Annotated in this window: 10 protein-coding genes; 7 read left to right on the top strand and 3 right to left on the bottom strand. The window is 44.2% G+C overall.

Annotated features, from left to right (window positions below; translation table 11 throughout):
* Positions 1-14: 14 nt before the first annotated feature.
* Positions 15-1,400: an alanine/glycine:cation symporter family protein gene (locus HWQ47_RS23005; RefSeq protein ID WP_269968322.1), complete on the bottom strand. Its 1,386-nt coding sequence runs from the start codon at positions 1,398-1,400 to the stop codon at positions 15-17.
* A 423-nt stretch (positions 1,401-1,823) separates the two neighbouring features.
* Positions 1,824-2,453 carry a helix-turn-helix domain-containing protein gene (locus tag HWQ47_RS23000; RefSeq protein ID WP_269968321.1) on the bottom strand — a complete coding sequence of 210 codons (630 nt, stop codon included), beginning with the start codon at positions 2,451-2,453 and terminating at the stop codon, positions 1,824-1,826.
* A gap of 217 nt (positions 2,454-2,670) precedes the next feature.
* Between HWQ47_RS23000 and HWQ47_RS28135 the strand changes: the two genes are divergently transcribed.
* The 5 genes from HWQ47_RS28135 (at position 2,671) to HWQ47_RS22980 (ending at position 8,726) form a co-directional block, all read left to right on the top strand.
* The gene (locus HWQ47_RS28135; RefSeq protein WP_442802042.1) at positions 2,671-2,784 is read left to right on the top strand and encodes a serine dehydratase beta chain; all 114 of its coding nucleotides are present in this window, start codon (positions 2,671-2,673) and stop codon (positions 2,782-2,784) included.
* Between the two features lie 94 nt (positions 2,785-2,878).
* Positions 2,879-4,174 (top strand): serine hydroxymethyltransferase, encoded by a 1,296-nt coding sequence (gene glyA, locus HWQ47_RS22995; protein WP_269968320.1) that lies wholly within the window; start codon positions 2,879-2,881, stop codon positions 4,172-4,174.
* A gap of 34 nt (positions 4,175-4,208) precedes the next feature.
* Entirely contained in the window at positions 4,209-4,595 is a 387-nt protein-coding gene (gene gcvH, locus HWQ47_RS22990) for a glycine cleavage system protein GcvH (RefSeq protein WP_269968319.1), read from the top strand.
* A gap of 80 nt (positions 4,596-4,675) precedes the next feature.
* The gene (gcvP, locus tag HWQ47_RS22985; RefSeq protein ID WP_269968318.1) at positions 4,676-7,540 is read left to right on the top strand and encodes an aminomethyl-transferring glycine dehydrogenase; all 2,865 of its coding nucleotides are present in this window, start codon (positions 4,676-4,678) and stop codon (positions 7,538-7,540) included.
* Positions 7,541-7,670: 130 nt separating this feature from the next.
* Positions 7,671-8,726: a porin gene (locus HWQ47_RS22980; RefSeq protein WP_269968317.1), complete on the top strand. Its 1,056-nt coding sequence runs from the start codon at positions 7,671-7,673 to the stop codon at positions 8,724-8,726.
* A 114-nt stretch (positions 8,727-8,840) separates the two neighbouring features.
* On the opposite strand, the gene HWQ47_RS22975 is transcribed toward HWQ47_RS22980, so the two are convergent.
* The gene (locus tag HWQ47_RS22975) at positions 8,841-9,341 is read right to left on the bottom strand and encodes a DUF417 family protein (RefSeq protein WP_269968316.1); all 501 of its coding nucleotides are present in this window, start codon (positions 9,339-9,341) and stop codon (positions 8,841-8,843) included.
* Positions 9,342-9,816: 475 nt separating this feature from the next.
* On the opposite strand from HWQ47_RS22975, the gene HWQ47_RS22970 reads away from it, so the two are divergent.
* Together HWQ47_RS22970 and HWQ47_RS22965 are read left to right on the top strand one after the other, a co-directional pair.
* On the top strand, positions 9,817-10,902 hold the full coding sequence (locus HWQ47_RS22970) for a hypothetical protein (RefSeq protein WP_269968315.1): 1,086 nt from the start codon (positions 9,817-9,819) through the stop codon (positions 10,900-10,902).
* A gap of 431 nt (positions 10,903-11,333) precedes the next feature.
* Positions 11,334-13,523: a tetratricopeptide repeat protein gene (locus HWQ47_RS22965; protein WP_269968314.1), complete on the top strand. Its 2,190-nt coding sequence runs from the start codon at positions 11,334-11,336 to the stop codon at positions 13,521-13,523.
* Positions 13,524-13,616: the final 93 nt, after the last annotated feature.

Below are 13,616 nucleotides of genomic sequence, written 5' to 3'. Positions count from 1 at the left end.
ATTAAAAGGGGGCATTAAGATTCTTCGACTTTCACTTCAGCGCTGTTTGTTTCAGCTTCTTTGCGGAAATACTCTTTACTCAGCTTAAACACAATAGGGCTCAATAAGGCTAAAGCGATAAGGTTTGGAATGGCCATCATGGCGTTTAATGTATCTGCCAGTAACCAGATAAATTCTAATGAACTTACTGCGCCGATGGGGACAACTAGAATCCAAAGTACCCTAAAAGGAACAACAGCTTTTACGCCAAGCAGATATTGAACACATTTTTCGCTGTAAACACTCCAGCCTAAAATAGTCGTGAAGGCGAAGATAGACAGAGCAATAGCTACAATATAGTTACCGTATGGGATTGATGAACCAAATGCTGCCGAGGTGAGCTCTGCACCAGTAGTACCACTGGTCCACTCGCCGGTGACGATAATGGCAAGGCCAGTAATGGTACAAACGACTAAGGTATCGATAAACGTACCTAACATGGCAACTAAACCCTGAGCTACGGGGTTATTAGTTTGGGCTGCTGCGTGAGCAATTGGCGCGCTACCTAATCCTGCTTCGTTAGAGAACACACCACGTGCGACACCGAAACGAACCGCGGCCCAAACCGCGGCACCCGCAAATCCGCCTTCTGCGGCGGTACCAGTAAAGGCACTCTTGTAGATAAGCATGAGCGCTGCTGGTAATTCTGCGGCGTTAACAATCAGTACCGCTATACCGCCTGCAATATAGAAGGTTGCCATTAATGGGACGAGTTTACCGGCGACGTCAGCGATACGTTTAATTCCGCCCATCAAGACTAGACCGACCAAGATCATCATAACGAGACCGGTTATCCAAGAGGCGACACCAAAGTTTGACTCGATCGCGTTGGCGACTGAGTTTGCTTGTACTGTATTACCAATACCAAAACCTGCAATGGATCCAAATAGAGCGAAAGCGGTGCCAAGCCAAGCCCATTTCTTGGAGAGACCATTTTTGATGTAATACATGGGACCACCGATGTAATTGCCATTTTCATCGATTTCTCGGTATTTAACGGCTAGTACAGCCTCGGCAAACTTGGTTGCCATGCCGACCAGTGCTGTACACCACATCCAGAAGAGTGCGCCGGGACCACCGAGGAAGATAGCGGTGGCGACACCGGCAATATTACCGGTTCCAATTGTTGCAGAAAGTGAAGTCATTAAGGCATTAAAAGGACTAATCTCACCTTTTACTTTTTTATCTTTTTCAGGAATTCGGCCTCGCCAAAGGAGCTTAAATCCTGAACCCAGTTTTAAGATCGGCATTAAATTCAGACCTATGGTCAGGAACAGGCCGACGCCTAAAATGGCGATAAGCATGGGGAGTCCCCAGACAATGCCGTTGATGTATGTGATAGCGCTTGTAATAAATTCCATTGTTAACCTCTAATTTTATTATAATTTTTTGTTACTTCAATCTGTTCTGACTCTTTAATGGTCAGATGTTTATTTTTTGTAGCTACAAAGTTTCCAATAGTGAAAAAACTAGAGCTTTTGAGAATATTATTCAAGGGTTAATTTTTAATCAGCGGCATGAATAACTTATATTAGTAACCTAAGTTATTGACTAAATAGTAGAATGTGGTGGATATTTAATTTTAAATTTGTTCTGAATTGAGTTTAGAGTTAGAGATTAATTATCTAATAATGAATAATTTCACAGTTTTTCTGATTATTTAATTCAGCAAGATGAGGGAAGTGTATGGGAGTGCTATCGAATGTGGTGTGACAAACAACAGAAGAGTATGCCTGTGAACATCAATTCTGCTGCAGGGAATTAACTGAAATGATGACGACACATTATGTGGAGGTGACCCAGAGGATATGAGCATCTTGTTCACTGACAGATATAACGGCATGACCCATGGTCGCATCGTAATAGGCGCTATCACCTTTACTTAAGAATGCGGGTTCATAGAACTCTGTGAATAATTGAATATCACCGTCTAATACAAATAAAAAATCCTCACCTTCATGACGGATCCAATCGTCGTATTCATCGAAGCTTCTCGAACGAATACAGGTCTTATAGGGCAACATTTTCTTATTGCTGAGTTCTGTTGCGAGCAGTTCGTGCTCATAGGTCGGCGTCAGGTGAGCTTTACCTGTATTGGCTTTGGTTATATCTCTGCGTCCGCTGGCTTGTGCTTTACTTGGCTGGGAGAATAATTGAGGCAGATCTATTTCGAGCCCAGCTGCTAATTTCTGCAATACCATAAATGTTGGCGATATCTGCTCATTTTCAATTTTTGATAAGGTGGATTTAGCCAGACCGGTTCGACGGCTAGCTTCTTCTAAAGTGAACTTATTTTGGGTTCTTATTGCCTTAACTTGCTGGCCTATATGAACAGTTTTTATTTTGGGCTCATTGCCTTTATTTCTGACTATGTTCATCGAAGGAGCTGAGTCAGTCTCATTTTTGTTTTTCATATGCTTAATGACTATCTCTGCTGGGATTTTTACTATTGTGGCATATTCGGCTCAGCAGATGAACAGATTTAACACAAAATAAACAATCTTATAAATCAATTATTTACATATCAAATAATGAATTAAGTTTCCTATTGGAAACTTTTGTGTTGTTTGTGAAAAATAAGCCTGATATGTTTATAAGATGTGAACTGGTCGTGCTCTTGGAGAAATGTGAATGGCACATTGTATTTTTGACTTGGTTAATATCGGCATCAACCCGTCGAAATCTCATACTGTGGGCCCTATGGTGGACTGTAACCTAATTTACCGAATTGCTTATGCCAGATGATTTATTGAATAAGGTATCTGATGTCGATATACAACAAAATTTTGCAACGTGGCTTGGTTATTTAACGCCATCAATTGCCAATTAAGGAAGCATAATGAAAAGCATATACAGCTCCAAAGAACTCGAACATTTTTTTGCCGCAGGATTAGCCGCTACCGATGATAAAATTCAAGCTGCTATCGATCTTGAAACCAAACGACAAGAGCAACAGATAGAGCTAATCGCGTCTGAAAACATTGTGTCGAAGGCGGTGATAGAAGCGCAGGGAACTTCATTAACCAACAAGTATGCAGAGGGCTATCCCGGTCGTCGTTATTACGGTGGCTGTGAATTTGTCGATATCGTGGAGCAGTTAGCAATCGATAGAGCTAAGGTTTTGTTTGGTTCAGAGTTTGTCAATGTGCAGCCGCATTCTGGCGCACAAGCCAATGGTGCAGTTTTTCAAGCGCTGCTTCAGCCCGGTGATACTATTCTAGGCATGTCACTGGATGCCGGTGGTCATTTGACTCACGGTGCACGTCCAGCTCAATCGGGGAAGTGGTTTAATGCCATACAATATGGGGTGCTCAAAGATAGCTGTTTAATCGACTTTGCTCAGGTAGAGATGTTGGCTCGCGAGCATAAACCTAAGATGATCATTGCTGGTGGCTCAGCGATCCCGCGTGAGATAGATTTTGCTCGTTTCAGAGCCATTGCCGACGAAGTTGGTGCTTATCTCATGGTCGACATGGCACATATTGCTGGTCTGGTTGCCACAAACTACCATCAAAACCCACTTCCTCATGCCCACGTTGTCACGACGACGACGCACAAAACTCTGCGTGGTCCACGTGGCGGGATGGTGCTGACTAATCATGAAGATATTGCCAAGAAAATAAACTCTGCAGTGTTCCCCGGTCTACAAGGCGGGCCGCTGATGCATGTGATAGCCGCTAAGGCTGTAGCGCTAGGCGAAGCGTTGGAACCTGAATTTATCCAGTATATCGAGCAAGTGATCAACAATGCCAAGACACTTGCTAAGACCTTGCAAGAGCACGGCTGCGATATCGTAACCAATGGCACAGATACTCATCTGATGTTGGTAGACCTTAGGCCTAAAGGCTTAAAGGGCAATAAAGCGGAAGAGAGTTTAGAGCGTGCTGGGATCACCTGTAACAAGAATGGCATTCCTTTCGATACTGAAAAACCTATGGTGACTTCGGGCATACGTTTAGGTACACCTGCGGGCACCAGTCGAGGATTCGGGCAGAATGAGTTTATTCAAATTGGTCACTGGATTGGCAATGTGCTCGATGGGTTGGCTGTAAATCCCGATGACAACAGTCAAGTTGAGTCGACTGTGCTTAAGCAAGTACACGCATTGTGTGCAAGATTTCCTCTGTATCGCTAAGCATCAATTAAACAATAAAAATAGGAATTAACCAATGAGCTCAGTTGAGTCTAATTATAAGTTTGCCGCTACTCACGAATGGGTCAAGGACAATGGTGATGGCACCGTGACAGTTGGGATCTCCGAACATGCCCAAGGATTACTTGGGGACGTGGTGTTTGTTGAGTTGCCAGAAGAGGGTGACGTGACCGTCGCCACGGAAAACTTCTCACTGGTGGAGTCAGTTAAAGCAGCATCGGATGTCTATGCACCAGTATCGGGCATCATTATTGCGGTTAATGAAGCGCTGGATGATAGCCCTGAGATCGTGAATGATTCACCGTTTGAAGTGGGTTGGATAGCCAAGATTAAACTCGATAAGCCGCAAGAACTTGAGACGCTGATGAACTTTGACTCCTATGTCGCGAGCTTAGATAGCTAAGTAGAGCAACTGGGTTAAATAACTAGATTAAACCGCTGGGCGAGTTGATTTTGATGGCCAGCAATATTCTTGGGGATGAGATGAGTAATAGTAATTTATTAGCCCAACTGGGCACTGATAACGCGTTTATCGCACGTCATAACGGGCCCGATGAAGCGGAAAAGCAGCTGATGTTAGCAGCGATAGGCTGTGACTCTATTGCGGTGCTTATCGCTCAAACCGTACCGAGTAATATCCGGTTGGATCAAGGCCTAGAGCTCGAATCTGCCCAGAGCGAAGCGGGGATGTTGGCGACTCTTAAGGCCATCGCTGCTAAGAATATGATCAATAAAAGTTACATTGGTCAAGGCTATTACGATACGCATGTCCCTAACGTAATTTTACGCAACGTGATGGAAAATCCAGGTTGGTACACGACCTATACGCCTTACCAACCTGAGATAGCTCAAGGTCGACTCGAAGCGTTACTCAATTATCAGCAGATGATCATTGATCTGACCGGCATGGAGCTAGCAAATGCCTCCATGTTGGATGAAGCTACAGCGGCTGCCGAGGCGATGGCCCTGTGTAAACGAGCTGGAAAGAGCAAGAGTAACCTGTTTTTTGTTGCCAGTGATGTTCACCCTCAAACCTTAGATGTGATCAAAACCCGAGCCCACTGTTTTGGTTTTGATATCCTGGTTGCGCCTGCCAGCGAGCTGCCTAAGATGGATGTATTTGGTGCCTTACTGCAATACCCTGGCACTACAGGGCAAGTGCAAAACCTTGAACTGCTGATTAAACAGGCTCAAGAAAAGAGAGCATTAGTGGTCGTGGCGACAGATCTACTTGCGCTCACCTTACTCAAGGCGCCGGGCGAGATGGGCGCGGACGTCGTTATTGGTAGCTCACAACGTTTCGGTGTTCCCATGGGATTCGGCGGTCCTCACGCGGCATTCATGTCCACGCGAGAAAAATACAAACGCACGATCCCTGGTCGGGTGATAGGTGTATCAATCGATACTAAAGGTAAGCAAGCTTTGCGTATGGCAATGCAGACTCGTGAACAACATATTCGCCGTGAAAAAGCGACCTCAAACATCTGTACCGCTCAGGCTCTGTTGGCCAATATGGCGGCTTTCTATGCAGTCTATCATGGACCGCAAGGATTGAGGAAAATTGGTCGACGAGTACATCATCTAACAGCGATCTTGGCTTTAGGCTTGAAAGAGGCGGGTTTCAAGCTGGCCCATGAGGCTTTTTTTGACACCTTAACCATAACAACTAATGAACAGACTCAAGCAATCTACCAGCGTGCTTTGGATGTAGGGCTTAACCTACGTCTTCTGCCAAGCCGCTTAGGGATCAGTATTGATGAAACCACCAGCGCTGACGATATCGAAGCGCTTTGGTTGGCGATCACGGGGCAAGCCTTGCGGGTTAGCGACTTTGAGGTTCAGGCATCAAGCGATGAGTTTGCGGCTATTCCGGCGGATTGTCGCCGCGAGTCACGCTATCTAACTCATAAGGTATTTAATCAATATCATAGCGAAACGTTAATGCTGCGTTATTTGAAGTCATTGGAAAATAAAGATTTTTCACTCACGCATGGGATGATCCCACTTGGCTCTTGCACCATGAAGTTAAATGCAACGGCGCAGATGATCCCCGTGACCTGGCCTGAGTTGAACCAGTTACATCCGTTTGTGCCAGCGCAGCAGAGCGTGGGATATCAAGAGATCAGTGATTCGTTGAGTGAGATGCTCAAATGTATTACCGGCTACGATGCATTCTCCTTGCAACCTAACTCAGGTGCACAGGGGGAATACGCTGGTTTAATCGCGATTCAGAAATACCATGCTAGCCGTGGTGACCTGCACCGTAACGTTTGCTTGATCCCAAGTTCTGCCCACGGCACCAATCCTGCCAGTGCTGCTATGGTGTCGATGCGGGTGGTGATTGTTGGTTGTGATGCCAAAGGAAATGTGGATATCGATGACTTGGCTGCCAAGATTGAGGAACATGCAGATCGTCTGTCTTGCATCATGATCACTTATCCATCGACACACGGTGTTTATGAAGGTGGCATTCGTGAAATTTGTGAGCGGGTACATACCGCCGGAGGTCAAGTTTACCTCGATGGTGCCAATATGAATGCTCAAGTGGGATTAACGTCACCGGGCTTTATCGGTTCTGATGTTTCTCATCTTAATTTACACAAAACCTTCTGTATTCCACACGGTGGTGGCGGCCCGGGAATGGGCCCTATCGGTGTGAAATCTCATCTTGCCCCATTTCTACCGGGACACAGTATTCATCAGACCTCTGGAGCCATTGCTGCTACGGCGTTAGGCAGTGCTTCCATACTGCCTATCTCTTGGGCTTATATCGCTCTGATGGGATCCGATGGTCTAACTCAGGCGACAGAGCTTGCCATACTGAATGCTAACTATCTGATGGAAAAACTACGTCCTCATTATCCCGTGCTTTATCTTGGTGAAGAAGGCCGTGTTGCCCATGAGTGCATCATCGATCTGCGCCCCCTTAAAGAGAGCTCGGGGATCAGTGAAGAGGATGTGGCTAAGCGCTTAATGGATTTTGGTTTCCATGCACCGACCATGTCATTTCCTGTTGCTGGGACCTTGATGATAGAGCCAACTGAGAGCGAGTCATTGGTTGAATTGGATAAATTTATACATGCCATGGTTACGATACGTGCTGAAATCGCCAAAGTGGAAAGTGGAGAGTGGACGCTAACAGATAACCCCTTGGTGAATGCACCCCATACGATGAATGATCTGAGCCAAACGCTGTGGGATCATCCTTACTCACGCAAAGTCGCTTGTTTCCCTGGGCTTAACCAAACTCAGGCCAAATTTTGGCCTAGCACCAATCGTATCGACAATGTGTATGGTGACAGAAACCTTATCTGCAGTTGCCCTGATATCGATAGCTACCGCGATTAATCACTAACCCCAATTTTACGTGTTTGTTCCTTTTACGGACTGTGCTTGCGCAGCTCTTAGGGAAGATTTACCCATTGCAATGTCAGTTATTGTTGTATGTCATTGTTTTATAATGTTAAAGGATGTAAAAATGCAAAATAAAACAGTAAAACTATCCCTGCTTACTTTGGCTTTAACAATCCCAATGTCTGTGGTTCAAGCTAATGATGCTGGCGTGAGTAAAGAGGCATTACAAAAAGAGCTGAATGCCATTCAGCAAAGATTGGCTGCGCTAGAGGTTGATGGAGAGACAAGTAGTGCAGCATCAAATACCAGTATTAACTTTTATGGTTCATTGCGCCCAACATTTGGTGTAACTCACACTGATTCTGATGATGTTTGGGACGTGGGTGATGCTTTGTCTCGTCTGGGGATTTACACAGAGCATAAAGTGAATGATTCATTGGTCGCGTTTGCCCGTGGAGAGTTCAAAGTAAACATTCAGGCCAATGGCGATTTTGGTGAAGCGCGAAAGGCCTATGTTGGTATTAAAGGAGACTTTGGACGTGTGGCTATCGGTAAGCAATCATCGACTCAATACCGTATCATTGCTGATCCGGTTGATATCTTTAACCGCGCTGCGACGCCATTGGCCTATGACAGTGCCAGCCCATTTCGTATCAATAACTTAGTTACTTACCGTAAAAGCTTTGGCGATCTAAGTTTCTCTGTAGATTCACAATTTGATGGCAGCAGACCTGATAATACGAGTGACTTCTTTAACACTGGTCTTGAGTACACTACCGACTTTATTCGTGCGGCTTTTGCTTATTACAGTAAGAAGCTTAATGACGGTAATGATGAGAAAACCTATGGTGTATCATTGTCCAAAAACTTCGGCCCTCTATATTTTGCTGCTGCGTATCAAGATGTTGAGGTGAATAATACTAGTGGTTCAACATTGGATGTTGTTGCAGCTTATGCTATCACCGAGATCTATAAGCTAAAAGTCGGGGTTTCGGCCTTTGATGATGGTTTTGGGGATCTTGTTTCAGGTAATTACACTGCCTATAACACGACGTTAGAGTGGCAGGGAACAGCAGATTTTCGTCTATTTGTTGAATATCAGAAGACAGCATTTGATTACCGTGAAGATAATGACCAGCTAATGGTTGGCATGCGTTATGACTTCGATTACGGCTTTTAAACCCTATATCGATTACAGGTAAAATGGTCACAATTTATCAATACTAAGATGACATCTATTTCGTCGTGTTTAGTGAGCTTAGGGCTAACGAGCCCTAAGCTCACGCAGAACGGGTTATTTGCTATCAGGATGATTGCAAGTTAACACTGTTAAGCTATTGCCAGCAATGAACACAGATGCGGCAAATAAGCCGATATCTTTTAGTAAAAACTCACCAACAAAACTCAGAGTTGGAAAGCCTGCCTCTGTTGTAATACCCGGTAAAAATATCATCATGCTCAGAGTGACAGTAAATAGTGTGATTGAAAGTAAACCACCAATAGCCGATAAAATAGGGTTTATAAAGCGGCCTAAAATCAGTAACCCAATCATGATCTCTACGCTGCCAAGAAAAGTCACTAATCCTTCTTTAGATAAGAATACATAGAGCCATGACACTAATGGATTGTTATTAATCATGCCGAACATACCTTCAGCTTGTCCGGCTGAGAATTTGATCCCACCAAACCAAATATAGATAACGCCTAAGGAGAGGTAGAGTAAAGGTAAACCTGCTTTCTCAATTTTTTGGCCTATAGCAGTAAGTTTCTTAACTGTGCTTGATTGATATTTCATGAGCGAGTTCCTGAGTCATACATATTTGGGTATTCGAACGAAGTCGTTGTTCAGTTAGGTCTATTAAGCGATATTTCACCAAAGGATGAATGAAGTACTGTCTTAATAATGACAATCAGAAGACCTATGTGAGTAAAGATATATTTCAGCGTGTTGTGATTAATTATTAAATAAGTGCGCGGTACTTTTCCCTATGGCCTTAATTTCTTGTCCTATTTTTCCATGCTAGCTCGTGGGTTAACGCCCACAAGAGTGCCAAATAGCAAGCCATCAGTTGAATCAAATGTAAATACCGTTATTGTCATATAATAATACATGTGTTACATATACGTGTCTGTTTCAGTTGTGCAAAAAATGCACAACTGAAACAGACTCGTTACGTTTCGATAGTCAGCGGTCATTGAAACCTGTCATTGCCAGTGCAGCTTAAAATATCACTGGCAGTTAAGTGAGTATTATTATAAAAGGTAATATTATGAAACGTTTACTTGCAACTCTGTTAGTTTGCCTAACAGCGAGCAGTGCACTGGTTGATGCAAAAGACAGACTAGAAGGTTTTGTACTACGTGGTGATCACAATGGTACTGTTGGCCTACGTAATCACTTCGATAATCCGAATGGCTCCTCTTGGGCTAATCATGTCGATGGTATTGTGGTACAGGCAGAGTGGGCACATCTGCAACCCACTAAAAATGGTGCTATTCGCTCAAGCAATGTGCTTGATGATGCCATTGCAGCTGTCACAACATGGAACAACGCTCACCCCGCAAATAAATTAGGGATCAAGTTAAGGGTCTTCGCAGGAATTTATTCACCTGCTTGGGTTGGGCAGGAAACCGGGCAATTTTTCGCCCAGTATAAAAACGGCAAGCAAGGTAACATGCCCTTTTTTTGGAAAGCCAGAAAATTCAGACCATTATGGAGTAACTTTCAGACCAAGCTAGGTGCAAAATATGACAACCATCCTTTACTCAGAGAGGTCGCCGTTTCCGGCTGTATGACTCACAATGCCGAGACCATGTGGCGTAACCCAAGGGATAACAACCGTCCAGATGGCAAAACTAATATTCAGATTATGCGTAATAATGGTCTGACTCTACGTAAAGATGAAAATTGTTTAAAATGGCAGATACGTGTCGCGGCCCAAAAATGGCCTAAAACCCACATAGGCATGGCTTACAACATGTGGCAGGATTATGAAAATGGTAACGCGAAGAAGCCTGCTTTTGTAAACTCTCTGATGGACTATTGCCTGCAGCAGGCACCTGGGCGTTGTATTTTAGGTAATAACTCACTGGGTCTAACGGATATTGGTGATGAAAATGATCGCAATGATGTTACCTATCACCTGAGACGTAAAGGTAATGCGGGTAACCCTATCTATATTCAAACTGAGACAGTTGCTACCAATATTCATCGAGCTATTAATCACGGTGCAGATCGTTTACATGGCGCAATGGCTGAATTGCCAAAATTAAAGGCGATGAACAAGGTTAGTCCAACTTATTTGCAAAGCAACAGTATGCAGGATGCTAGATTAAACCTACAGACTAATAACTAATTGTTATGATAAAAGAGATTACAAAGGGTGATTAGTTTGCCCTTTTTTAATGACGATTTTATTTGTGCGAAGCTCAAATATTTCTAATGTTATAAATAATATTTCTAATATGATGGATTTACCTTTTTTTACAGGTTAACTAAATGTTATTTCAAACTTAAATAGTTGCACTGTTCTAGTATTGAGAAAATATTTAATTGTCTCTTATCATATTGTAATTTATAAAAATTATTAAATCCATAATAGAGTATTTAGTACTTTAACTGCAAAATTGGTACAAGTGTTACTGACACTACTCGGTTTATTCTCCTTCACTCATCACTTGCGTAATAGCGCCCCAAGCGTTAAATCATGTATGATAATTAACAAATAATAACATCTTCACAGCATTTGTCCGTCACGGCAAGGCTCGTCGAAGATTTGGAGTGACAGTGCTGCGTCTGTGTATTTTGATGTTCTTTGGGTTCTCACCTGTGCTATTGGCGATGGGAAAAGTTGAGTCGAAAAGTAATGGGAGCTGTATTGCCTGTCACCAACAACAGGCAAAACACTGGCAAACATCAGATCATGCTAAGGCGATGGCTGTGGCGACATCGGAGGCTGTACTCGGGGATTTTTCAGATACCCATGCCAGACATCATGGCCAAAAAGTTCGCTTTTACCGTAAAGGCAAGCAGTTTTTCGCCGACGTCAGTTATGATAAAAGCGATAAACATCCGGGAAAAAGTATTCAAACCTTCGAGGTGAAATACAGCTTTGGACACTACCCATTGCAGCAATATTTGGTGGATACCGGCAAAGGGAAACTACATGTGCTTCCCTTCGCTTGGGATAGTCGTCCCAACAGTGAGGGAGGGCAGCGTTGGTATCACAATTACCAAAATGAAGAGATCCCCCCTAATGACAGGTTGCATTGGCGCCAACCTTTACAAAATTGGAACGGCATGTGTGCCGACTGCCACTCTGATGGACTTGAGCGTAACTACTCTCTCAGCAAGCAAAGCTTCAACACTCAATGGGATAATATCAATGTCGGTTGTCTCTCCTGTCATGGTGATATGTCTGACCATGCCAGTACATACGCATCAAACAAGAAAGTATCTGCAACAACAGGTAAACAAGAGCTTACTGACAACCCAATGATCCGCAAGGATAAAGGGATGTGGCAACGATTACCTGGCGCAAAAATGGCCTCCTGGCAGGGGGAGCCCAGAGACAATCAATTTATGGAAACCTGCTATGCCTGCCACTCACTTCGTTCCCCATTAACCGACGGAATCAGCCCCAGCGACAAATTTTTGGACCAATTTTCCCCGCAGTTGATCAATGCTCCTGTCTATCATGTGGATGGCCAGATCAAGGAGGAGGTGTATGTTTACGGCTCCTTTATGCAGAGCAAGATGTACAGTGCAGGTGTTAACTGTCTGGATTGCCATGACAGTCACACTATGAAACTCAAAGCCCAAGGCAATGGTTTGTGTTTGCAATGCCACAGTCCCGAGCACTTCAATACGTCTAATCATTTGAATCATCAAGCAGGGACACTAGGCAGCAATTGTGTTGACTGTCACATGCCGCAAACCCGCTATATGGGGGTCGATGATCGCAGAGATCATAGCTTTAGTATCCCTCGACCTGCACTCAGTCAAAGCTTAGGGACTCCTAATGCTTGTAACCGCTGCCACCAGGATGAAACAGCCAGTTGGGCCAGTGGCAAGGTTAAACAATGGTTTGGGGGAGATATGCAGCTTGAGCCGAACCGAAAATCCTTGATGAACCTAAGAGCTGGAAAGCCTGTCACTGCAGTACAACACAAAAATATCATTGATGACGCCACTATTGAAGCTATTAGCCGTGCCAGTGCACTGCAACTCTTACCTATCACCCATACGCAAGTCAGCCCAGATTGGTTCAGCAGCCTCGCTGGATCACCTGAGCCATTGATCCGTTTGGCAGCAGCAGAGCTGGGATATTTATTGCCTCAAGACGATCGAGTGAGAGAATTAACTCCCTTGCTAAATGACCCTCTACGAGCAGTGCGTGTTGCAGCCGCGAGAACTTTAAGAACTGATTCGAAGGCAAAAGCCAACCAAGAGTTGACACGTGCCAACGAGGTCAGTGCCTGGCGGGGGGAAGGGCGGTTAAATTTGGGGTTACAACTATTGGCCACCGGGCGTTGGCAAGAAGCAGAAAAGCATCTTAGTGCCAGCATTATTACCGATCCTTATTTTGAACCCAGCTATGTGAATCTAGCCGATATCTATCGGGCAACAGGGCAAGCAGTGAAGGCGAAAGCGGTATTTGAAAACGGGCTGGAACATAACCCACAATCAGCGGATCTTAACTATGGTTTTGGGCTACAGCTGATCCGTAGCAAAGATTATCTTGCCGCAGAGCGATATCTTGCTCAGGCAGCGGAGCTGGCACCGCCTAATGTGCAGTACCAATACGTTTATTTGGTGGCGCTTGATCATAACGGCAGAACCACGGATGCACTCAACTATCTTAAGCAGTACCTGACTATCTACCCTGCATCTCCACAACTAGTGGAGATTGGGATTGGTTTAGCCCGCAAAACAGGTAATATCAAGATGTTGAACCAATTACAGCAATACCGTTAACCATCTATATAAGCAGAGCTTCCCCTAAATAAGGGGGATTGATCATATCTTTAATGAGGTGGGGTTAGAGGGAGAAAGGAAGTTCAAGAGATG

Source organism: Shewanella sp. MTB7 (genome assembly GCF_027571385.1).
Classification (GTDB): Bacteria; Pseudomonadota; Gammaproteobacteria; order Enterobacterales; family Shewanellaceae; genus Shewanella.
Note: the sequence above shows the minus strand (reverse complement) of the source record. Positions and strands in the feature narration are given on the sequence as shown.